This window comes from Affinundibacterium danionis, assembly GCF_042432465.1.
Classification (GTDB): Bacteria; Pseudomonadota; Gammaproteobacteria; order Burkholderiales; family Burkholderiaceae_D; genus Undibacterium; species Undibacterium danionis.
The window spans coordinates 485005-507249 of sequence record NZ_JBHLXJ010000009.1; the positions used below are offsets into that span (position 1 = coordinate 485005).

Annotated in this window: 13 protein-coding genes and 1 pseudogene; all 14 read right to left on the reverse strand. The window is 46.9% G+C overall.

Going from position 1 to position 22245, the window contains the following annotated elements; translation table 11 throughout:
- Positions 1 to 219: 219 nt before the first annotated feature.
- On the reverse strand, positions 220 to 1416 hold the full coding sequence (locus tag ACFFJH_RS10285; protein WP_390212211.1) for an acetyl-CoA C-acyltransferase: 1197 nt from the start codon (positions 1414 to 1416) through the stop codon (positions 220 to 222).
- Positions 1417 to 1695: 279 nt separating this feature from the next.
- Positions 1696 to 4095 (reverse strand): 3-hydroxyacyl-CoA dehydrogenase/enoyl-CoA hydratase family protein, encoded by a 2400-nt coding sequence (locus ACFFJH_RS10290; RefSeq protein WP_390212213.1) that lies wholly within the window; start codon positions 4093 to 4095, stop codon positions 1696 to 1698.
- Positions 4096 to 4329: 234 nt separating this feature from the next.
- On the reverse strand, positions 4330 to 6120 hold the full coding sequence (locus ACFFJH_RS10295) for an acyl-CoA dehydrogenase C-terminal domain-containing protein (RefSeq protein WP_390212215.1): 1791 nt from the start codon (positions 6118 to 6120) through the stop codon (positions 4330 to 4332).
- A gap of 84 nt (positions 6121 to 6204) precedes the next feature.
- Entirely contained in the window at positions 6205 to 6807 is a 603-nt protein-coding gene (locus tag ACFFJH_RS10300; protein WP_390212421.1) for a TetR/AcrR family transcriptional regulator, read from the reverse strand.
- A 427-nt stretch (positions 6808 to 7234) separates the two neighbouring features.
- Entirely contained in the window at positions 7235 to 8932 is a 1698-nt protein-coding gene (locus ACFFJH_RS10305) for a methyl-accepting chemotaxis protein (RefSeq protein ID WP_390212217.1), read from the reverse strand.
- 184 nt (positions 8933 to 9116) lie between these two features.
- Complete coding sequence (locus ACFFJH_RS10310; protein WP_390212219.1) at positions 9117 to 9515, reverse strand: RNA-binding S4 domain-containing protein; 399 nt, start codon at positions 9513 to 9515, stop codon at positions 9117 to 9119.
- 63 nt (positions 9516 to 9578) lie between these two features.
- Complete coding sequence (clsB, locus tag ACFFJH_RS10315) at positions 9579 to 10742, reverse strand: cardiolipin synthase ClsB (protein WP_390212220.1); 1164 nt, start codon at positions 10740 to 10742, stop codon at positions 9579 to 9581.
- Positions 10735 to 11571, reverse strand: a complete 837-nt coding sequence (locus tag ACFFJH_RS10320) for an endonuclease/exonuclease/phosphatase family protein (RefSeq protein WP_390212425.1) — start codon at positions 11569 to 11571, stop codon at positions 10735 to 10737. Before ACFFJH_RS10320 ends, clsB begins: the two co-directional genes overlap by 8 nt.
- A 72-nt stretch (positions 11572 to 11643) precedes the next feature.
- Positions 11644 to 12081 (reverse strand): annotated as a pseudogene (gene nudB / locus ACFFJH_RS10325) (dihydroneopterin triphosphate diphosphatase); the annotation flags it as partial.
- A 312-nt stretch (positions 12082 to 12393) separates the two neighbouring features.
- Entirely contained in the window at positions 12394 to 14196 is a 1803-nt protein-coding gene (gene aspS / locus ACFFJH_RS10330; protein ID WP_390212221.1) for an aspartate--tRNA ligase, read from the reverse strand.
- A 123-nt stretch (positions 14197 to 14319) separates the two neighbouring features.
- Positions 14320 to 14949: a DUF502 domain-containing protein gene (locus ACFFJH_RS10335; protein WP_390212222.1), complete on the reverse strand. Its 630-nt coding sequence runs from the start codon at positions 14947 to 14949 to the stop codon at positions 14320 to 14322.
- Between the two features lie 29 nt (positions 14950 to 14978).
- Positions 14979 to 15347, reverse strand: coding sequence for an FmdB family zinc ribbon protein (locus ACFFJH_RS10340; protein WP_390212224.1), 369 nt, complete (start codon positions 15345 to 15347; stop codon positions 14979 to 14981).
- Positions 15348 to 15531: 184 nt separating this feature from the next.
- The gene (locus tag ACFFJH_RS10345) at positions 15532 to 16953 is read right to left on the reverse strand and encodes a high affinity choline transporter 1 (protein ID WP_390212226.1); all 1422 of its coding nucleotides are present in this window, start codon (positions 16951 to 16953) and stop codon (positions 15532 to 15534) included.
- 192 nt (positions 16954 to 17145) lie between these two features.
- Positions 17146 to 22092: a PAS domain S-box protein gene (locus tag ACFFJH_RS10350; protein ID WP_390212228.1), complete on the reverse strand. Its 4947-nt coding sequence runs from the start codon at positions 22090 to 22092 to the stop codon at positions 17146 to 17148.
- Positions 22093 to 22245 lie beyond the last annotated feature (153 nt).

The window sequence follows — 22245 nt, forward strand, 5'->3', positions numbered from 1 at the left end:
GCGCCGCATGCTCATCAAGCACCAAAGCCGCGCGGGTTTCACCCGCCCTACAATTAATGAGTTCCAACTTCGAAATTGGAGTCTTGTTTGCCGTAGAAATTTCAGCTCAGGGATGCAGCGCAAGGCGCGAAGCGCAGCAATATGTCGATATTACGAGCATCGTATTTCTAACATCGACGCCGCGATGCGCCCTGAGACAGGATTTATGCGGTAAACAAATTACATTCTCTCGAAAATACCAGCAGCGCCCATACCGGTGCCGACGCACATCGTCACCATACCGTACTTCAAATTATTGCGATGCAAAGCATGGATAGTCGTCGCAGAGCGAATCGCACCTGTTGCGCCCAATGGGTGACCCAAAGCGATCGCACCGCCCATAGGATTCACTTTCGCTGGGTCGAGACCAAGGTCTTGAACCACTGCCAAAGATTGCGCAGCAAACGCTTCGTTTAATTCGAACCAGTCGATTTGGTCTTGTGTGATGCCCGCTGCTTTACACGCTGCAGGAATCGCTTCTTTCGGGCCAATACCCATGATTTCTGGTGGTACGCCGCGTACTGCGAAGGAAGCAAAACGTGCCAATGGTGTCAGGTTGAATTGCTTCAGGATTTTTTCGCTCACCAAAATCAAAGCACCGGCGCCATCAGAAGTTTGTGAGCTGTTACCTGCTGTCACAGAACCTTTAGCAGCAAAGACTGCTTTCAGTTTTGCCAAACCTTCCAAAGACGTATCTGGACGCGCACCTTCGTCGCGATTTACGGTACGTGTTTTGAGTTCGATTTCGCCAGTTGCCAAATTCGGTACGCGATCAATGATTTCGAATGGCGTGGTCTCGGCATCAAAATGACCAGCCGCTTGCGCAGCCAATGCACGTTGATGGGATTGCAAAGCGAAGGCATCTTGCGCTTCACGGCTGATTTTCCATTGCGCCGCGACTTTCTCTGCCGTCAAACCCATGCCGTAAGCGATACCGGCATTTTCGTCTTTGAGAATCGCCATGTTCATCGATGGGTTGTTACCCATCATCGGCACCATGGACATGGATTCCACACCCGCCGCGATCATGACGTCCGCTTGGCCAACGCGAATGCGATCCGCTGCCATTGCCACTGCCGTGATACCAGAAGCGCAGTAACGGTTAATCGTTACGCCACCGATGGTGTTTGGCAAACCTGCCAACAGCACGCTCATACGTGCCAAGTTCAAACCTTGTGCGCCTTCTGGGAAGGAGCAGCCAACAATCGCGTCTTCGATCAGCTTCGGATCGAGATTTGGCACCTGTGCCAAAGCAGATTTCAATACACCAACCAGCAAGTCATCAGGACGAGTATTGCGGAAAAAGCCGCGTCCGGATTTACCAATAGGAGAACGAGTCGCCGCAACAATATAAGCGTCTTGTAATTGAGTAGTCATTATCTTCTTCCTCGTAGAGTAGTGATGCCTTGTCCATCACAAAAACCTTAAAACCTCTCAACACAGAGACACGGAGACACAGAGGAGAAACGGAGAAAATCATTTCTTACGAACTGTGAAACTGGGTCAATCTACTTTGATAAGGTTTTGGTTCGATCAAACTTCTTTAACCTCACAACGCATCGTTGCGTGAGACTGAGTGAAAGCTTTCTCATGGCTTTTTCTCGGTGTCTCTGTGTCTCTGTGTTGAGAGGTTTTGCCTTTAGTCTTTTTTGCTTACTAGTTACGTACTGGTTTGCCAGTTTGCATCATGCCCATGATGCGCTCTTGTGTTTTTGGATGGTTCAACAATTCCATAAACGCTTTGCGTTCCATGTCAAGCAACCATTGTTCGCTGACCAAACTGCCATTGTCGATATCGCCACCACAAACGACTTCCGCAATCATCTTGCCGAGTTTGAAGTCATGTGCAGAGATGAAGCCACCATCACGCATATTGATCAATTGCGCGCCGATTGTTGCGATACCGTGACGGCCTGTCACAGGCACCAACTTGCGCATCGGTGCACGATAGCCTGCGTCGAACATGGCACGTGCTTCGACTTTTGCGACGTGCAGCAATTCGAAGGCATTGAAAACGATAACGTCGTCTTGACCGAGGTAGCCCATTTTCTGTGCTTCCAAAGCAGATTTCGATACATTCGCCGTTGCGGCATTCGTGAAGTAGTTCTTCAAGAATTGCAAGAGGTCAGTACCTTTCGCATCTTTGGCTGCACGTACCGCAGCTTCTTTCAAGCCACCGCCGCCTGGAACCAAGCCCACGCCAACTTCAACTAAACCGATATACGATTCGAGTGCTGCGACGCGTTTTGCTGCGTGCATCATCAATTCGCAACCGCCGCCGAGTGCCAAGCCAGCGACCGCAGCCACCACAGGAATATTGGCGTATTTCAATGCTTGATGTGCGTTTTGCAGTTGTGATACGGCTGGTTCGATCGCTTTCACGCCGCCAGACATAAACAATGGCAACATTGCTTGCAAATCTGCACCAGCAGAGAAAGCACCGCCTTCAGCTGCGTCGGCATGCCAGATCACCAAGCCTTTGAAGTTCTTCTCAGCTTCGGCAATCGCTTTTTCCATACCTGCGACCACACCTGGGCCAATCACGTGCATCTTGGTCTTGAAGGACAAGATCAAGACATCATCGTTCTGATGCCAGATACGGACGGAATCATCTTCGAAGAAAGTCACGCCAGCGGTCGCGCCTGTTTCTGCACCAGCGCCCAAGACAGGAGCGCGGAATGCTTGACGACCGTAGACCGCCAAGTTCGAACGTGGAACGAAGGTGCTGCGGCTGATAGACCAAGAACCTTCTGATGTATGTACGCCGCCTTTGTCTGCCACTGGGCCTTCAAATACCCAAGCTGGCAATGGCGTTGCGCACAGTGCTTTACCTGCGTCGATATCTTCTTTGACCCAAGTTGCGACTTGCTGCCAACCCGAAGCTTGCCATGTTTCGAATGGACCGACATTCCAACCAAAGCCCCAACGCATGGCGAAGTCGATATCGCGTGCATTGTCCGCAATCGTTGCACCGTGAATCGCGATGTAGTGGAATGCGTCACGGAAGATGGACCACAAGAATTGCGCTTGTTTATTGGTCGACTCACGCAAAGATTTCATCTTCTTGACAGGATCTTTTTCCTTCAAGATGCGACCGACCAAGTCATCCGCCTTGGCGCCGCCTGGAACGTATTCACCGCTGGCGAAATCTAAACGCAGAATATCTTTGCCGACTTTCTTGTAGAAGCCAGCCCCCGATTTTTGACCCAAAGTACCTGCAGCCACCAATTTCGCCAAGACTTCTGGTGTTTTGTAGACAGCGAAGAAAGGATCATCTTGCAAGTTGTCTTGCATGGTTTTAATCACGTGCGCCATGGTGTCGAGACCAACTACGTCTGCCGTACGGAAAGTACCAGACGACGCGCGGCCCAATTTTTTACCCGTCAAATCATCGACTACGTCAACGCTCAAGCCAAATTGTTCTGCTTGATAAATCGTGGCCAGCATACCGAAGATACCAACGCGATTGGCGATGAAGTTCGGTGTGTCTTTCGCGTGAACTACGCCTTTACCCAAAGTCGTGGTCAAGAAGCCTTCGAGTTGATCGAGGATGTCGGAACGTGTCGCCGCGGTTGGGATCAATTCAACCAAGTGCATATAGCGTGGTGGGTTGAAGAAGTGCACGCCGCAGAAACGTTCCTTCAAACCAGCGTCAAAGCCCTCAGACAAAGCGGTGATCGACAAACCGGAAGTGTTAGAAGCGAAGATCGCGTTTGGTGCAATGTGCGGTGCGACTTTCTTGTACAGATCATGTTTCCAATCCATACGTTCTGCAATCGCTTCGATGATCAAATCGCAGCCAGCTAAAACGTCGAGGTTGTCTTCGTAGTTAGCGACTTCGATCAAGGCTGCATCGTCTTTGTCGCCTAGTGGTGCTGGGTTGAGTTTTTTCAGGTTCTCAATCGCTTTGAGAACGATACCGTTTTTCGGACCTTCTTTCGCTGGCAGGTCGAACAAAACGACTGGAACTTTGGCATTGACACAGTGCGCAGCAATTTGCGCTCCCATCACACCAGCGCCGAGGACGGCGACTTTTTTGACGATGAAATTAGGCATTGGATAACCTTTACATGAAATTCAAACTTGGTTGGGGGTAGTTCAAAACAATTGATCTACATTCATTCCCCTCTCCCGCAAGCGGGAGAGGGGGCAGGGGTGAGGGAAGTTCGGCATACGCAACAATTATTACTTGCTGATTGCTTGTTCGATTCGAGAAAAATAAACTCTATCTTTCTCAACCACCCTCACCCCAACCCTCTCCCGCTTGCGGGAGAGGGGGCTTAACAACAATTAGAATAATTCGGCTTCTAAGGACAACAAATTCGCAGAACCAGAACGTGCTTGGCGAATCAACATCGCTGTCTCTGGATACAAACGCGCAAAGTAGAAACGAATTGTCGCTAACTTGGCTTTGTAGAAGGTATCGCCAGAATCTTGTTTTGCCAAAGCGATCTTCGCCATTTGTGCGAAGAAGTAGCTGTAGACCAAATGACCTGCAACGCGCAAGTAAGGAACTGCAGCTGCACCCACTTCATCAGGATTTTGGAAGGCCTTCATGCCAATTTCCATCGTCAACTTGGTCAATTTATCGCCCAAGTCAGCCAGTGGTGTAACGAATTCAGACATCGCTTCATCCGTGCCATTCTCTTCCACGAATGCTTGAACTTTAGCGCCAAACTTACGCAGTTTTGCGCCATTGTCTTGCAAAATTTTACGACCTAACAAATCCAAAGATTGCACAGTGTTGGTACCTTCATAGATCAAATTAATACGTGCATCACGTACATATTGTTCCATGCCCCATTCAGCGATGTAACCATGACCACCGTAGACTTGTAAGCATTCAGAAGTCGCTGTCCATGCGTTGTCGGTGATGAAGGCTTTGATGATCGGTGTCAACAAAGCGACTTCATCGGCGCATTCTTTACGCACTTCTTCATCTGGATGATTCAATTCTTTATCCAGCAAAATTGCTGCGTGTGAGCACAAGGCACGACCACCTTCGGCCCATGCTTTTGCCGTCAATAACATACGACGCACGTCAGCGTGAACGATGATTGGATCGGCTGGCTTATCTGGTGCTTTAGGACCAGACAAACTACGCATTTGAATACGATCTTTTGCGTAGATTAAAGCATTTTGGTAAGCAACTTCGGTCAAGCCTAAACCTTGCATGCCAACGCCTAAACGTGCGGCATTCATGAACACGAACATCGCGTTCAGACCTTTGTGTGGTTGACCGATCAAAGTACCGACTGCGCCATCCAAATTCATTTGGCAAGTGGAGTTGCCGTGAATACCCATTTTTTCTTCGATTGCGCCGCAGAAGATAGGATTACGTGCACCTAAGCTGCCATCTGCATTCACCAAAAATTTTGGTACCAGGAACAAAGAAATACCTTTGGAGCCTTCTGGTGCGTCTGGCAAACGCGCTAGTACCAAGTGAATGATATTGTCTGCGCAATCATGTTCGCCAGCAGAGATAAAGATTTTCGCGCCGGTGATTTTGTAAGTGCCGTCGCCTTGTGGCTCTGCTTTAGAACGCAACATGCCGAGATCGGTACCGCAGTGTGGCTCGGTCAAGCACATCGTGCCTGTCCATTCGCCTGAGGTCAATTTTGGCAAGAACTGTGCTTTTTGTTCTGGTGTGCCGTGCTCGTGCAAACATTCGTAAGCACCGTGAGACAAACCTGGGTACATAGTCCACGCCTGATTCGCAGAATTCATCATTTCATACAATGAATTGTTCATGACTAATGGCAAACCTTGACCGCCATATTCTGGATCGCATGAGAGGGCAGGCCAGCCAGCTTCAACGTATTGTTTGTAAGCTTCTTTAAAGCCTTTTGGTGTCGTTACTGAGTGCGTCGCTTTATCATGATGGCAGCCTTCGCGGTCGCCAGAATGATTCAAGGGAAAAATCACTTCTGAGCAAAATTTGCCCGCTTCTTCCATCACTTGATTGATGATGTCGGCATCAATTTCTTCGTATTTTGGCAGTGCTTTTAACTCTGCTTCTACTCCCAACAATTCATGTAAAACGAATTGCATATCACGTAATGGAGCGATGTATTGACCCATGATTTTCTCCTCTGGACTAAATAAGTTCTAAAAATAAAAAGCGGCGATTGCTGTAATTCAATTTAATTCAATCAATCCCATTTCCTATGCACTTAATTTGGACGGTGCATAAGATTGAATCATTCTTTCAAACCCACGTTCGGCGCGATTGACGCTACCGGATTTTTTCAAAAAACGTGCATCGTGATGTAAGGCTAAAATCAAACCATACATTTCATACACAATCTGTTCAGGATCTATATCTCGTTGTAGATGGTTTAACTCAATTGCCTGTATCGTTGCCCTGAGCAAAGCACCTTGCCACGCATTGACCATGGCGACTAAGGCATCACGAATCGGACCTTGTCTATCGTCGTACTCAGTAGCACCACTAATATAAATACAACCTGATGCAATTTCATGCGTTACTCTTTGTACCCACAATCCGAACATGGAACGCAAACGCGGTAAGCCGCGTGCTTCTTTCATACTCGGATAGAAAACTTCTTGTTCAAACGTATGGTGATACAGCCTGAGCACTTCAATTTGCAAATCTTCACGTGAGCCAAAATGGGCGAACACACCCGATTTACTCATATTCATTTGTTCTGCAAGCAAACCTATGGTCAAGCCTTCTAACCCGTTTCTACTCGCTGATTCTAATGCGGTGTCTAATATTGCCGCTCGGGTTAATTCACCCTTACGCATAAATTTCGATGTGATATTCATTGTTTTAATTGATTTTTTCTGAACGGTGACAGCGATTTCTGGACACTAGAAAATATTCTGAGCATCAGAAAAAAGCACGCTCAAGAAAATAATCGAACGACCGTACTATTCAACATGCGTCTATAAATGTCAATCAGAAAAAACTCATTAGAATGGAATGCCTACAAGAATGTGCGCGATTACGACAGTGTTAAAACGTCAGTCATAAATTGTCTAGACTTATAGTTCGAAACTTAATGCACTTTACACAAAGTGGGACTAGGAGGGCGCGCTGTGCGCGCTATCCTAGTCAAGGCTAGCTAATGTTGAGGTGGTGCGCACGGTGCACCCTACTTATTGCCTAAAGCTGAACGAGTAGGGTGCTCATAATTTGGCGTAGTTTAGGCTTACATTCGAGTTTGAGGCCTTAGAACTCTTCCCATGCATCTGCACTGGCAGAGCTAGTCGTCGGCTCAGCTTTTAGACGTGCTGGTTGACCTGATTTTTTCGGAGGCGCTTTTTGGGCAACAGGCCGGCTGTTTGTTCTGACCGCTGCTTTCGGCGGCGTATATGCATTTTGATCTAATTTAAAGACGCTGACCACTTGCACTAGATTAGCTGATTGTTCCTGCAGAGTCGCGGCGGCAGCGGCTGCTTCTTCCACCAGTGCCGAATTTTGCTGGGTGACACTGTCCATTTGTATGATGGCTTGGTTGATTTGTTCTATGCCGCTGGTTTGTTCCTGACCTGCGGCGGTGATTTCGCTAATGATGTCACTGACTCGCTTGACGCTATCGACGACCTCCTGCATGGTGCTACCGGCGCTATCGACTAGACGCGTTCCTTGACCCACTTTTTCTACTGAATCATTAATTAGTTCTTTGATCTCTTTGGCGGCACTGGCAGAGCGTTGTGCCAGGCTGCGTACTTCCGAGGCGACGACGGCAAAGCCACGTCCTTGTTCGCCTGCACGTGCCGCTTCGACCGCCGCATTCAAAGCCAGAATATTGGTTTGGAAAGCGATACCGTCAATGACACTGATGATGTCCACGATTTTTTTAGAAGATTCGTTAATCGAAGTCATGGTAGAGACCACTTCCGAGACAACGCTGCCCCCTTTTTCGGCAATGCTAGTCGCGGTTTGCGACAGAATATTAGCTTGTCGGGCGTTGTCGCTATTGTGTTTGACGGTCGATGTGATTTCTTCCATAGAAGAGGCGGTTTCCTCCAGTGAACTCGCCTGTTCTTCCGTACGGCTGGATAAATCCAAATTGCCATTGGCGATTTCGATGGCGGCGCTATTGATTTGTTCGGTGCCTGCACGAACTTCACTGACCACCGTGAGTAAGCTGGTATTCATCTCAGATAGTGCGCGTATCAGTTGTCCGGTTTCGCAGGTGCTTTCAGCTTCTACGGTTTGGGTCAGATCACCAGCGGCGATAGATTGCGCTAGCTCAACCGCACTCTTGAGCGGAGTTGAGACTATGCGTGCTAGCCAGATAGCCATAGAGAACCCAATGGCAATGCTGGCTATCATGGCAATAATAATCATCATGCGCGCGTTCAAAAACAGAGTTTGACTATTGTTCACAGCCGCTTGTCCTGCGACTAACTGAACGTCGACAATTTTGTCTAGTAGGGTACGCATTTTTTTATTGCTGTCTGAGGATTCTTTGCGCAAGATCGCAATAGCTTCTTGGGTTTTGCCTTCCTTCGCCAAATTGCCCATTTTGTTAGAAATTTGGGCGTATTCGTTGAACGCAAGCAAAAGTTCATCCAGTGCTTTCTTGTCTTCGGCCGTATCGGCATTTTTTAAGAAGGCTGCATGGTTTTTGCGAAATGTGTCTGCCGCTTCGTTGGTGCGTTCCGCGTATTTTTTGGCTTCTTCTGGATTCTCTGCGCTAGCGAGTTGCGCCTCTTGTGACCGCATACGCGAGACGCTTTCTTTCATGCCCATGCCAGCAATGGAACTGGGCATTAAATCGGTCCCAATTTCATTGGTGGCGCGGTTTAAATTAGTGAGCTCGAAGATGGAAAATATGCCGAGGAAGCAGGTGAGGAGGAGTACCGCGATAAAACCAAAAATGAGTTTGGCGGCAATTTTTAGATCGTAAAACGCTTGCATTTGAATCTCCTTGGAAGATCGCTACAAAGTCTCAGATAACTAAAGAAAATTGAACTATTTCAATAAAGGAATATACATCTAATCCGTTGATAAATTGTAGAAAGACGCTCAAAAGCGCACGCTAATTGCTTAACTTGAATGAAGTTGTTGCTTCTTTAGCCTAGCTCTGTCTGGTTCAGCTCATTTAGTCCAAATGAATATTGCTAAGCTGTCTGCGTTGGCGTTTGGTGGGGCGCTCACTAATTTGCGCCGCTGGCTCTTGCTGGTAGCGTCGATTCTCAGCTCTTTGTTGGCGTTTGAGTTGGCTCTCGGCTGTCTCTACATATAGTCCCTGTGCCACTGTGGCCGACCCGCGTACATCTGATAGTTTTATTACCTCGACGATCCAGATTTGGTCAGCCTGGTGGATTTCCAATAAATCACCGACTTTTAAATTATGGGCGGGTTTTACTCTTTGCTCATTTTGCAATACTCGACCCAGTTCAACGGCATTACATGCCAAGCTGCGGGTTTTGAAAAAGCGTGCTGCCCATAGCCACTTGTCGATACGGATGGAGGTAGTTAAAGAATTTTTCGTGTTCATTAGTTGCCCTGAAAGCTTTGTTTGTATGCGCCACGCCAACGGGAATTGGGAAGTGCGGATTGATTACAGATAGCGACCTAAGGTCACTAGTCGCATCACACCACGATAAAACCAATACGCCAGCCTATGTTTCAGGCGAGTGCTCCAATGTTGTCTTACCACGCAATGTGGATCAATTTGAACCGCATCTTGCAAGCCTTGTTGTAAGTGTTGATCGAGATTATTCGCGAAATCTTGATCTAGCACCACGATGTTGGCTTCGTGATTAAGAAACAAGCTTAAACCATCAAAATTACTAGATCCAACCGTGGCCCACAGGCCATCAATGACCGCCACTTTGGCGTGCAACTTGGTTTTACGATATTCGTAAATTTTGATACCGGCAGCCAAAAGCTTGGGGTAATACGACTGCGCAACGGCATCTTGCCAGTCAAATTCTCCGACGCCAAGCAGAAGACGTACATCGACTCCTCGTTGCGCAGCACGGATCAGACCGTTACGTATTTTGCGTCCTGGTGCAAAATACGGATTGGCTAGTATTGCTGTGTGGCGGGCGGAGCCGAGCGCCTTCAAATACGCTTTTTGTATAGTGGTTCGATTACGTAGATTGTCGCGTATGACCAGCGCCGCTTGGCTGAGTGTGCCTACATGTCGCTCAAATGGAGCGCGCAAATTCACCGCTAATTTCAATCTTTGCAGCAATTGTAGCTTGCCCATTTTGAGCCACTGCGCACTGATTTCCTTGTGCATGTTTTGTACCAGATCCCCCTTCACTTGGACTGCAAAATCCCAGCGTGGATAAGGGAGTGGGGTATTTTTACCGTCATCTGAACGGCAGTCGTCGATGAGGTTAATGCCGCCAATAAAAGCAGTAGATTGATCAATGACCGCTAATTTTCTATGGGTGCGTGCCAAGCCACGTTTGAACCAAGGATTGAAAATACGGCATTGCACGCCGGTTTGTTGAAAGTCATTTTGTAATTGTTGCGCTCTATGAATGCCGGTACCGATCCAATCGATGATCACTTGCACACATACGCCACGTTGCGCCGCATGCGATAAAGCATCACTAATGGCCTGTGCACTCGGGTCGTCTGCATAGATATAGGTTTCTAAATAGATTTCATGCTGCGCGTAGGCTATTGCTTCTAATAGCGCTGGAAAAAACTGTACGCCAGTATGATGCAATTGCAATTGATTACCATCACAAAAAACCAATTTAGCCATGGTGTAATTGTAAACGGTTAAGTTTTAGATCGACTGCAATGGGGACATGATCGGATAATTGCGACCAAGGTTTGCCGCTCAAAACATGCGCTTGTTCAACCTGGAATCCACGTAGATAGACGCGATCTAAACTAAGCCAAGGTAATCCCGCCGGAAAAGTTCGTGCATGCTTAGATTTGGCTTGAAACAGCGTTTTGACTGAACTTAAAGCGTCGCGCTTAAGCGCCATACTCGGCACTTCATTCTGTTTGTGATTGGCGATGTCAAACGCTTCAATGACACCTAGCTCTTTATATAAAGTGTGGCTCAAACGCTGACTCCAGTCATTAAAATCACCTGCGATAATAAGCGGCTGATTGTGCGGCACATGAGTTTGTATTTGTTGAATTAAGGCTTGAATCTGGCGTCGGCGGCTGGCCGCAAACAGACCCAGATGAATGACGAAGCAATGAGCTTGGACATCATCTAATTGAATTTGCACATGTAAAATGCCGCGCTGTTCGTAGGCATGATCAGATACATCGTGATTGCTAGCCTGCAGTATGGGGAGGCGGCTTAGTAAGGCGTTGCCATGATGGCCGTGCTCATAGACGGCATTCATTCCATAGGCTGATAGGTGGGAGTCTCCTGCTAAAAATTCATGCTGCGCTTGTTCAGGCCAGTTCGCATGTTTTTTTGCATGGTGATCATGTTGTCCTTGAACTTCTTGCAAAAATACCAGATCTGCGTCGAGTAATTTGATAGCTTCTTTTAAGTCGTGAATACGTGCTTTGCGTCCGAACGCGCTAACCCCTTTATGGATATTGTAGGTGGCGATACGTAGTTTCATGATCTTGCCTTTGATGGAACCAGCAGAATTTGACAGCGGTGCTCGGGCATTATCGACGTCGTGATGGTAGCGCTGTGGTAACTGCAAAATTGCTTCCGCATTCGATGCGGAAAAACACAAATCCGCGGCCGCTTGCAGTGGCAACCATTGGTAACGTAAATGCTCTCTTGGTGCTAGTGTAACTGAGGTGTCGCGTGGCACACAAAGTCCAAACACGTATTCTTTGTTTTGCGTCACACCTGGGGCATAACGGTGACGCCAAGTGGGGTAAATTTCATACACATTCGCTAATTCCCAATTGCTCAACATATGATGTTTGGTGTCGATGCCAGTTTCTTCCATTACTTCGCGCTGCGCGGTTAATTCCAATGCTTCATCCAGACTGTCTTTGGAGCCTGTGACCGATTGCCAAAAGCCAGGCTTGTCAGCACGCTCAAGTAATAGGACTTCGAATTCTGGGGTGTGGATAACGACTAAAACAGACTCGGGGATTTTGTATTTGTTACTCATGGTTTGCGCTGGGATGTGCTTGATTTGTTGTGACGGCAGTATGCCATAAATTGAGAAACCGCTTGCTGATGTGTCTAGTGTGATCGAATGTGACTGAATTAAAAAACTCTCAACACAGAGGTAAAGGCATGCCTTTACGGGGCACAGAGAAAGGGAGAGCCTTTGTTTTCCTCTGTGACCTCCTAGTTTTCTCCGTGTCTCTGTGTTGAGGGGTTTTGATTTGATCGTGTTGACACCACAAAACGCCAATAAAAAACGGCAGACTCAGTTCAAACTGAGTCTGCCGTTTTTAAGGTGTCATATCAAATAGGCTTAAGCGACTTTAGGTTCCGCCGCACGCAAACGGATATGCAATTCTTTCAATTGCTTTTCATCGACTTCTGACGGTGCTTGTGTCAATAAGCATTGTGCGCGTTGTGTTTTCGGGAACGCAATCACGTCACGGATCGATTCTGCGCCAGTCATCATCGTCACGATACGATCCAAGCCGAATGCTAAACCACCGTGTGGAGGTGCGCCGTATTGCAAGGCGTCGAGTAAGAAGCCAAATTTCAATTGCGCTTCTTCGTCATTGATCTTCAACGCACGGAATACTTTGCTTTGTACATCAGCGCGGTGGATACGTACTGAGCCGCCACCGAGTTCCCAACCGTTCAAGACCATATCGTAGGCTTTAGCGATACATTTGCCTGGATCAGTTTCCATCAAGTCTTCGTGACCATCTTTTGGTGCAGTGAATGGATGGTGGGTTGCGGTCCAACGATCATTTTCTTCATCATGCTCAAACATCGGGAAATCGATGACCCATAATGGTTTCCATACGTCTTCGAACAAGCCATTTGCTTTACCGAATTCGCTATGACCGATTTTGACGCGCAAAGCGCCAATTGCGTCATTCACGATCTTCGCTTTGTCCGCGCCGAAGAAAATCAAATCGCCATCATTCGCGCCAGTACGAGCGATGATTTCTGCTAATGCTGCGTCATGTAAGTTTTTGACGATAGGTGCTTGCAAGCCATCACGGCCAGCGGCTTTGTCATTGACTTTGATGTACGCTAAACCTTTCGCGCCGTAGATGCGTACGAATTGATCGTAAGCGTCGATTTCAGAACGTGGCATACTGCCGCCGCCTGGTACTAACATACCAACCACGCGGCCGTTGGTCATGTTGGCTGCGTTTGAGAACACTTTGAAATCCACGTCTTTCATGACATCGGTCAAATCGGTGAATTGCAATTTCACGCGCATGTCTGGTTTATCGGAACCATACAAGCCCATGGCTTCTGCAAAGTCCATGACTGGGAATGGGTTTGGCAAATCGATATTCAAGGTGTTTTTGAATACGCCACGGATCATGCCTTCAAACATATCGCGAATTTCTTGTTCGCTCATGAACGACGTTTCGCAATCGATTTGGGTGAATTCTGGTTGACGATCAGCACGTAAATCTTCATCGCGGAAGCACTTCGTGATTTGGTAGTAGCGGTCAAAGTTGGCGACCATCAATAATTGCTTAAACAATTGTGGAGATTGTGGCAAAGCGAAGAAGTTGCCAGCATTGACGCGTGATGGCACCAAATAATCGCGTGCACCTTCTGGTGTGGATTTGGTCAACATCGGTGTTTCGATATCGATAAAGCCGTTTTCATCAAGGAACTTACGCACTTCCATCGCGACTTTGTAACGCAAACGCAAATTGTTTTGCATCTGTGGGCGACGCAAATCCAATACACGGTGTGTCAAACGTGTAGTCTCAGATAAATTGTCGTCATCCAATTGGAACGGTGGGGTGACGGACGCATTTAAAATTTCTAAGTCGTGGCACAAGACTTCGATTTTGCCTGACTTCAAATTATTATTGATGGTGCCGTCGGGGCGATTACGTACGATACCGGTGATGCGCAAGCAGAATTCATTACGCACTGTTTCTGCATTTTTAAAGACTTCAGCGCGATCCGGGTCGCACACCACTTGCACCAAACCTTCGCGGTCGCGCAAATCAATAAAAATAACCCCACCGTGATCACGACGGCGATGCACCCAGCCGCACAGGCTGACGGTTTGGCCGAGGTATGCTTCAGTAGTTAGGCCGCAGTAGTTAGTACGCATGGACATAATTTCTTACCTGTCTTTTTAAAAGTTAATATCTTTGAGTTTAATTGGTTGATCTTGAGATTCGTTCAAGCTGATCTGGCTAGTCTATTGAACAAAGCTAATAGGCAAAACTAGTAAGCAAAACTAATTACAAATTTTATTTTGAGCCGCTGCCGCTTGCTCCGCTACTTCAGGCGCGACAACACCCATAGAAACTACGTATTTCAGTGCCGTATCGACACTCATATCCAGTTCAATCGCATCCTTTTTGGGGATAATCAAAAAATACCCAGATGTTGGGTTAGGGGTAGTCGGTACGTAGACGCTGATGAACTCGCCCTCCAAATGCTTGGCCACCGCACTGCCTGGTTTGCCAGTCAGAAAGGCGATAGTCCAAGAGCCTTCGCGTGGGTATTGTATTAACAGCGCTTTACTAAAAGCGTTACCAGATGAGGAAAACAGGGTGTCTGAAACTTGCTTAACACTGGAATAAATCGAACTAACGATGGGAATATGAGTAAGTAATTTTTCCCACAAACTGACGATGTATTTGCCAATAAAATTTTTGGTCAAAAGTCCGGTGAAAAAGATAATCAAGACGGTGAGCACGGCTCCTAAGCCGGGAATCTTGAAACCGATTAAGGCTTCTGGTCGCCACTGCACTGGTAATAAAAGTAAGGATTGATCCATGGTGCTGATGACAGCATGCAATACCCACGCGGTGATCGCGAGTGGAACAAGTATCAATAAACCAGTAATAAAATATTTACGCATACATCTTGGATCTTTTCTGTTCGATTTGCTTATGCTGCTTTGTTGTCACTGCTGCCGGCGGCGCTGCTAGCTATACTGCTATTAGCTGTACTGCTACTAGCGGCACTTGAAGCGCTGGTCGCCGGTGTTGTGCTGGTCGATGTCTCTGATGTTGTAGAGTCACCACTTTTATCTTCGTTTTTTGCTGTCACGCCTGTCGCAGCCGTATTGCCATTACCGCCACGGAAGTCGGTGACATACCAACCTGAACCTTTTAATTGAAAACCAGCCGCTGTGACTTGTTTTTTGAAGGATGGCTGATTGCATTCAGGGCAAACCGTGAGCGGGTCTTCCGACATTTTTTGCAGCACATCTTTGGCAAAGCCACAGGCATCGCAGCGATAAGCGTAGATAGGCATTTTTATCCTTAGGAAAACTTGTAAAACCCTGAATTATAACGGTTTACAGGCAATTTTTGCAGAATTGCCTGTGGGCTTGAGAATATCCTATAGCACTATGACTATTTGAGTGTTGGCTTGCACCTCTAATTCGGTATTTACTTGGACGTTGTAGCCAGCGTCTAAGAGTGCCTATCAAACTTATTTAATAGGCAAGCTTACCTTTGTATTGGGGGAGTAGCGAACCGAATAACATGCCCGCCAAACTCATTAACACACCGACCAATTGTGGTGGCCAGAATTCTTCGGGTGCATTAATCTCCAGCAAAATCCATGAGCTTAAGCCTAATACGATAGACAAAATCGCACCTTGCCGCGTCGCAGGTTTCCAGTACAGACCAAATGCTAGAGGGATAAACGCGGCGACTAAGGTCACTTTATAAGCGTTTTCGACCATTTTGTAGATACTTGCCTCGGTATTCATTGCAAAATAAGTCACGATGCAAGTAAATACCAATACCACGGCGCGCATCATGAATAAGAATTGCTTATCGCTTTGCGCTGGGAATAAAGGCTTCAAAATATTTTCAGAAAAAGTCACCGATGGGGCGAGCAGGGTGGCACTAGCGCAGCTCTTGATCGCCGACAGCAACGCACCAAAGAACATCACTTGCGCCAATAATGGCATTTTGGTCATGATCAAGGTCGGTAAAATCATCTGGGAATCCGTGCCCATCAATCTTGTCACCATTTCTGGATCAATCAAAGTCGCCGAATACGCTAGGAACATAGGAATGAAAGCGAATAAGAAATACAAACTACCACCGAGCACCGCTGAATTGGCCGCTGCATTTTCTGAATGAGCCGAAGCAACTCGCTGGAACACGTCTTGCTGAGGGATTGAGCCTAACATCATGGTGATCCAAGCGGCGAAGAACCATAGCACTTCGCGTGAGGTTGGTGCTGGCCAGAATTCCATTTTGCCAGCATTGACCGCGTGGGTAATAACGGTGCCTGCACCGCCGACCATGTTGGATACTTCCCAGCCCATGTACAGCATACCTATCATGATAATGATCATTTGCAAGAAATCAGTAATTGCTACCGACCACATACCACCCATCAAGGTGTAGATCAAAACACTACCAGCACCTATCATCATGCCCATATTCATGCTAACTGCACCACCTGAGACCACACTAAATACCAACCCCAGCGCTTTGATTTGAGCGGCAACCCAGCCTAGGTAAGAGACAACGATGCAGAGCGAGACCAAGATTTCGACAGTGCGGCCATATTTTGCTTTGTAGTAGTCGCCTATCGTCAGTAAATTCATTCTGTACAAAGGGCGGGCGAAAAATAACCCGACGAAAATCAAGCATAAGGAAGAACCGAAGGGATCGGCGACTACGCCTTTCAAACCTTCTTTGACAAAGGTAGAGGAGATACCTAGGACAGTTTCAGAACCAAACCAAGTGGCGAATACCGTTGCAGTGACGATATACATAGGCAGTGAACGACCCGCCACCGCAAAATCTTTTGAATTATTGACATAGCGGGCAGCATACAGTCCTATGCCTACAGAAATAATCCAATACAGAACGACCAGCCAAAGCAGAGTATTCATGGGAAAAGTCACATAAAAGGAAAAGAATAAAAATGCCCGCAGAATTTCGCGGGCATTATAAGTCAATATAAAGCAATTAAATAAGTTTTAGATTCTATCCAAATTTTGCTTATTGATTGGTGTCTTGTGACCAACAAGGCGATAAATTTTAGCGCTTGGGCTATTGCGTTGCCATTATTCTCAGGCTTGGATCTAACCCAATTCGCGTTTCAACTTTTTTTCCCAAGCAATCTTCCAATCTATAAATTCATTGGCAGGCATTGCTTGCGCAATAAAGTAACCTTGTGCATCGTCACAGCCCGAATCAGCAATGAAATCCCAGTCTTGCTTGGTTTCTACCCCTTCCGCTACCAAGTTTAAATGGAATATTTTACCTAGCTGGATACTAGAATTTAAGATTGCTCGTGCCGCCTCATCGTCGACGGCCGCATTGACAAACGCGCGATCGATTTTTAGTTCGGTGAAAGGCAGTTGCTTGAGATTTTCCATCGTAGAAAAACCGGTACCAAAATCATCAATGGACAGACCAAAACCTTTGAGCCGAAGGCGGGTCAGGATTTCCAGACTGATGGTGAGATTTTCCATCAGGCGTGGTTCGGTCAATTCTAAAATGAACTGAGAGGGGCGCACGCCAACCGCTTGTAAGATGGATTCAAATTGCTCGGGCAAATCTAATTGATTTAGATTGTCCATTGAGACATTGACCGACAGCTTTAATTGATGCCCTTGTTTGTGCCATTGACGTAACTGCAAAGCGCTTTTTTCTAATAGCATCTTGCTCATGGTATCAATCAGGCCGTGGGATTCTAGACCGGAGACAAACGCGGCGGGACCCAGTAAGCCTCGAATCGGATGGCGCCAGCGTGCCAAGCACTCAGCACCCGTGATGCGTTTGCTGTGTATCGATAGTTTGGGCTGAAAATGTATTTCTAAGCAATTTTCCGCTAAGCCCCTTTCTAATTCATCTAGCGACAACTGAGAAATTCTGGACGATATGGGTAAATGCGCAGGGAGCGCAGCGTGGCGTGCTAGTGCTTCCAGCATGTCCGCGGCGATCAGCGGTTTGCGCAAGGAACCAAGTAAATGTAAGCCATACGCTCGTATCAGGTTTTCGGTTGCTTTGATGACGCTGTGATCGGCCGCGCTCAGAATAATGACGCCGCCACGGTAAGCGTTCTCCGCAGCGATGCGCAAGAAGCTTACGCCATCCATTCCTGGCATGGTCAGATCACAGAGTATGACATCCGGTTGATAGGTACTTAATACTGCCAGTGCATGCGGTCCGTTACTGCAATTAGAGATGCGATGAATGCCTGCTTGGCGTAGCGTAGTGCAGGCAATTTCCATATCAATCGCATCGTCTTCCAACACCAGTACATGTAAATCGGGTTTGAGTTTGATGAGACGATCTACGCTGGGGGCTGCAATCACCGGTGAGGTAGTGATGATGTTTTCTACCTCGACATGTGGGTTGAGATAATGCTGAATCTCTATGTCGATTTGCGTCAACATAGGATGTAGCTGCCGTATTAATTCATCGGCTTGCCCCAATGTTCCAGTGTGCTGTAATTTTTCTAATTGATGGCAGAGTTCGCCGAACTGCATGGCACCCACTGTGCGTGCGCTGGACTTAAGTTTGTGCCCTAGTGAACCGAGTAATGTCAGACTTTGATCTTGTCTGGCTTGGTCGATTTCTTGCATACTGCGTTTTGCAGAATCTAAAAATTTTAGGGCAAATTTTCCGACTTTTTCGGGTGAATTTCCTACCAGTTTTGCGAGTACGTTAAGGTCGATACTGCGTGCATCATTTGGGTGATTGTTTTGCAAAGTATTGTTTCCCTTGTTCGCTTGCGTATTCGCCGCAATGCCAGTAATTCCTGTAATGCCAATTGAGCTAGCGCTATTGTCAGTTTGAGTGACAGCTGAGGCAGTCAATGCGGTTGCCTTGCTCTCGTTTTGCGTTTCTGAATTATTGGTATTTTTCTCCTTGCCATTTGCCGCTTTGTCTATCCAGCGTAATAGCGTGGCATACAGAAGATCAGGTGAAAATGGTTTCGCGATAAAGTCGTTCATACCAACGGCCAAACAATGCATACGATCTTCTTTCATTGCGTTGGCAGTAATCGCGATGATAGGTAGCTTGGTAAATTCCGGAAGTGCTCGAATGTGGCGGGTCGCCTCCAAGCCATCCATGACGGGCATTTGTATGTCCATCAAAATACAGTCAAATTTTTGCGCCTTTTGTTTTACTAAATTCAGCGCTTGCAAGCCATCGGCTGCGAGCACCACGGTACAGTTGGCTGATGCTAGTAGTTCTGCACCAACCTGCTGATTGAATTCATTATCATCGACAAATAAGATATGAATTTCGGGTTTGCTTTGGTTGATAATTTTGAGGCTAGCCAGCGGATTTTGTTGATTCAATTGCCGCGCAATATCTAAGCCTTGTAATTTGCTGGGTGAGAGCATGGCGGTAAACCAAAACAGGCTGCCTTTGCCCAATTGGCTGCTAACGCCTACTTCCCCCCCCATTAGTAAGGCAAGTTGTTTGCTGATTGCCAGCCCTAATCCTGTGCCGCCGAATTTGCGAGTGGTTGAGCTGTCCGCTTGTTCAAACGATTGAAATAATTTGCTTTGTTGTTCAAGGCTCATACCGATACCGGGGTCTTCTACCTCGAAGCGAATTAGCCAGCCACCAGGCAGATCTTGTGCGCGTTTGACACGGATTTTAATTTCACCACGTTCGGTAAATTTAATCGCATTGTTGGTGTAATTAATTAAAATTTGGTTTAATCGATGTGGATCACCATGCATCTGGCGCGGTACATCGGGATCGACTTGTATCTGCAATTGCAATTGGCGACCGGCCACTTTGGTATTCATGATCGTTAGTAACTTTCCCAGCACTTCATCAAGGCTGAAATCGGTACCTTCTATCGTCATTTTGCCCGCTTCAATTTTGGAAAAATCTAAAATATCATCAACGATGTGCAGTAGATGCTGACCAGATAAGTGTATTTTTTGCAGATAGTCGCGTTGCTTGGGATCGGTTGCTGCGGCTAAGGCGAGATAAGTCATACCCATCACACCATTCATTGGTGTTCTGATTTCATGACTCATGTTGGCAATGAAATTGCTTTTCGCCTGATTGGCGGCTTCCGCCAGTTGACGTGCGATGGCCAGTTCCTTAGTGCGACTCTCTACCAGTTCTTCCAGATGATGCCGATGTTTGTCTAGCTCTTCTCCCAATTGTTTTTTCTCATTGATGTCTTCTAGGGTTGAGACAAAATGGGAAATGCTTCCATCACTTTGGCGCAGCGGCGAGATGGTGGCGTATTCCATCGACAAGCTGCCATCTTTACGACGATTAATGAGTTCACCTTTCCAGGTATTCCCGGCACGTACGGTTTTCCATAAGTTGGTAAAAGTCTCTTTCGACGTCATTCCCGAATTTAAAATATTGGGATACTTACCAATCACTTCGGTCTTTTCAAAACCAGATTTACGTAGGAAGGTATCGTTCACATATTCAATCTTGCCGATGACATCAGTGATGATGATGGCCTCGATGCTTTGTTCTACCGCTTGCGATAACTGATTCAAGTGCGCTTCGGCGCTCAGACGCTGGGTGATATCTTGAATTTGGGTTACAAAATTGAGCGGCTTACTTTCTTTGTCCCGCAGCAGAGAGACATTGATTTGTAGCCAGAGTAAATTACCGTTTTTATGGTAATAGCGTTTGTAAATTTCATAGCGTTCTATGGTGCCACCGAGTAGCTCTTGCAGCAGCTGTTTATCGTTTCCGGTGTCGTCTGGATGCGCGTAACGGCGCCAGTCGCTGTGTAGCAATTCGTTTTCTTGATAACCCAACATATCGCACAAAACGCGATTCATGCGTAAAAAATCTCCCTGAAGATTAATTAGAGCCATACCTATGGGAGAGCTGCCAAACGCTTGTTCCATCAAGGCGTGATTGAGTTGACGTTCTTCTTCTTGTTGTTTGCGTTCGGTGATGTCTTGCACCGTGCCTGTCAGACGCGTAATTTTACCCTGCGCATTTTTTTGTTTGCGTCCTGTTTTTGCCCAGATTATGCGTACACTATTATCCGGTAAGAAGATACGGTATTCGAAAGGATCGTAGTCTTCTTTGGTTTCGAACGCTTCTCTGCAAGTCTTAACCACGATGGCCTGATCTTCGGGCAATACGGTGCAGCGTATCATCTCAAATAAATCACCATTGAACTCCTCGGGTTCACGTTGCCAGATGCGTTTCATTTCATCTGACCAGGACAGTTTGTTGGTGGCCGCATCCCAGATCCAATGCCCGACTTGGCTCGATTTTTCAGCTTCTAATAAATCATGCTCGCTCTGTCTTAAGGCTTCGATGGTATTTTTTCTATCCGTAATGTCGCGCATCACGCCGACAAAATGACTTAATTGTCCATGTTCATCGAAGCTCGGAGTGATGCTTAATTCGTTCCAGAAACTGCTACCGTCTTTACGGTAATTGAGAATTTCACCGTTGTAGGCTTGTTTGTTCGCAAGCGCTTCGCGTATCGCCAGCTTAGTGGCCTCACTCGTGAGCGGTCCTTGAATAACTCGGCAGGTTTTACCTATCATTTCTTGACTGCTGTAACCAGTTTGTTGAACGAAGGCGTCGTTGACCGACAGGATAATTTGGTCCGGCGTGGTGATGATGACGCCTTGGGAAATGACTTTTAAGGCGAGGTCACTGATTAACAAACGAGATTCTGCTTCGTATTTGTAAAGCGCCATTTCGACCACGGTGCGTAGTTCTTGGTCCGAAAATGGTTTAATGAGGTAACCAAATCCGTTGGCTTGTGTGCTCCGTTCTAGTTCTTCATCAGAGCGTTGATCACTCAAAAAAATAATGGGGACGGCATGCTGCTTGCGTATCTGTTCAGCGGCGGCGATACCATCAATATCGCCTGGCAATTGTATGCTCATCAGTATCAAATCAGGCTTGAGCTCGCGAGCCAGACGAATCGCTTCCTTGCCATCATTCGCTTGTCCTATGCTTTGATAGCCGTAAAGTTCAATCTTGAGTTGTATGAAAATTTTGACTAACTCATCGTTTTCCACGATCAAAATTTTCGGTTTATTCAAAGAACCCAGCATGGTTAACTCCGCGACGACGTGGACGGGATGGCGAATGCTATAGCGAATGTTGCCTGTTTGATTGGTATTGTACTGTGCAAGATGCTAAAAAGTCACAACAAAGTAGGGCTTGATTCCAGCTTCGTTTTTAACTCGAGGTTCAAGCAATAGCAA

Bases quoted from the DNA above. Each gene is read 5' to 3' on its own strand.
- ACFFJH_RS10285 (WP_390212211.1), bottom strand. From the start codon at position 1,416: ATGACTACTCAATTACAAGACGCTTATATTGTTGCGGCGACTCGTTCT.
- ACFFJH_RS10290 (WP_390212213.1), bottom strand. From the start codon at position 4,095: ATGCCTAATTTCATCGTCAAAAAAGTCGCCGTCCTCGGCGCTGGTGTG.
- ACFFJH_RS10295 (WP_390212215.1), bottom strand. From the start codon at position 6,120: ATGGGTCAATACATCGCTCCATTACGTGATATGCAATTCGTTTTACAT.
- ACFFJH_RS10300 (WP_390212421.1), bottom strand. From the start codon at position 6,807: ATGCGTAAGGGTGAATTAACCCGAGCGGCAATATTAGACACCGCATTA.
- ACFFJH_RS10305 (WP_390212217.1), bottom strand. From the start codon at position 8,932: ATGCAAGCGTTTTACGATCTAAAAATTGCCGCCAAACTCATTTTTGGT.
- ACFFJH_RS10310 (WP_390212219.1), bottom strand. From the start codon at position 9,515: ATGAACACGAAAAATTCTTTAACTACCTCCATCCGTATCGACAAGTGG.
- clsB (WP_390212220.1), bottom strand. From the start codon at position 10,742: ATGGCTAAATTGGTTTTTTGTGATGGTAATCAATTGCAATTGCATCAT.
- ACFFJH_RS10320 (WP_390212425.1), bottom strand. From the start codon at position 11,571: ATGAAACTACGTATCGCCACCTACAATATCCATAAAGGGGTTAGCGCG.
- aspS (WP_390212221.1), bottom strand. From the start codon at position 14,196: ATGTCCATGCGTACTAACTACTGCGGCCTAACTACTGAAGCATACCTC.
- ACFFJH_RS10335 (WP_390212222.1), bottom strand. From the start codon at position 14,949: ATGCGTAAATATTTTATTACTGGTTTATTGATACTTGTTCCACTCGCG.
- ACFFJH_RS10340 (WP_390212224.1), bottom strand. From the start codon at position 15,347: ATGCCTATCTACGCTTATCGCTGCGATGCCTGTGGCTTTGCCAAAGAT.
- ACFFJH_RS10345 (WP_390212226.1), bottom strand. From the start codon at position 16,953: ATGAATACTCTGCTTTGGCTGGTCGTTCTGTATTGGATTATTTCTGTA.
- ACFFJH_RS10350 (WP_390212228.1), bottom strand. From the start codon at position 22,092: ATGCTGGGTTCTTTGAATAAACCGAAAATTTTGATCGTGGAAAACGAT.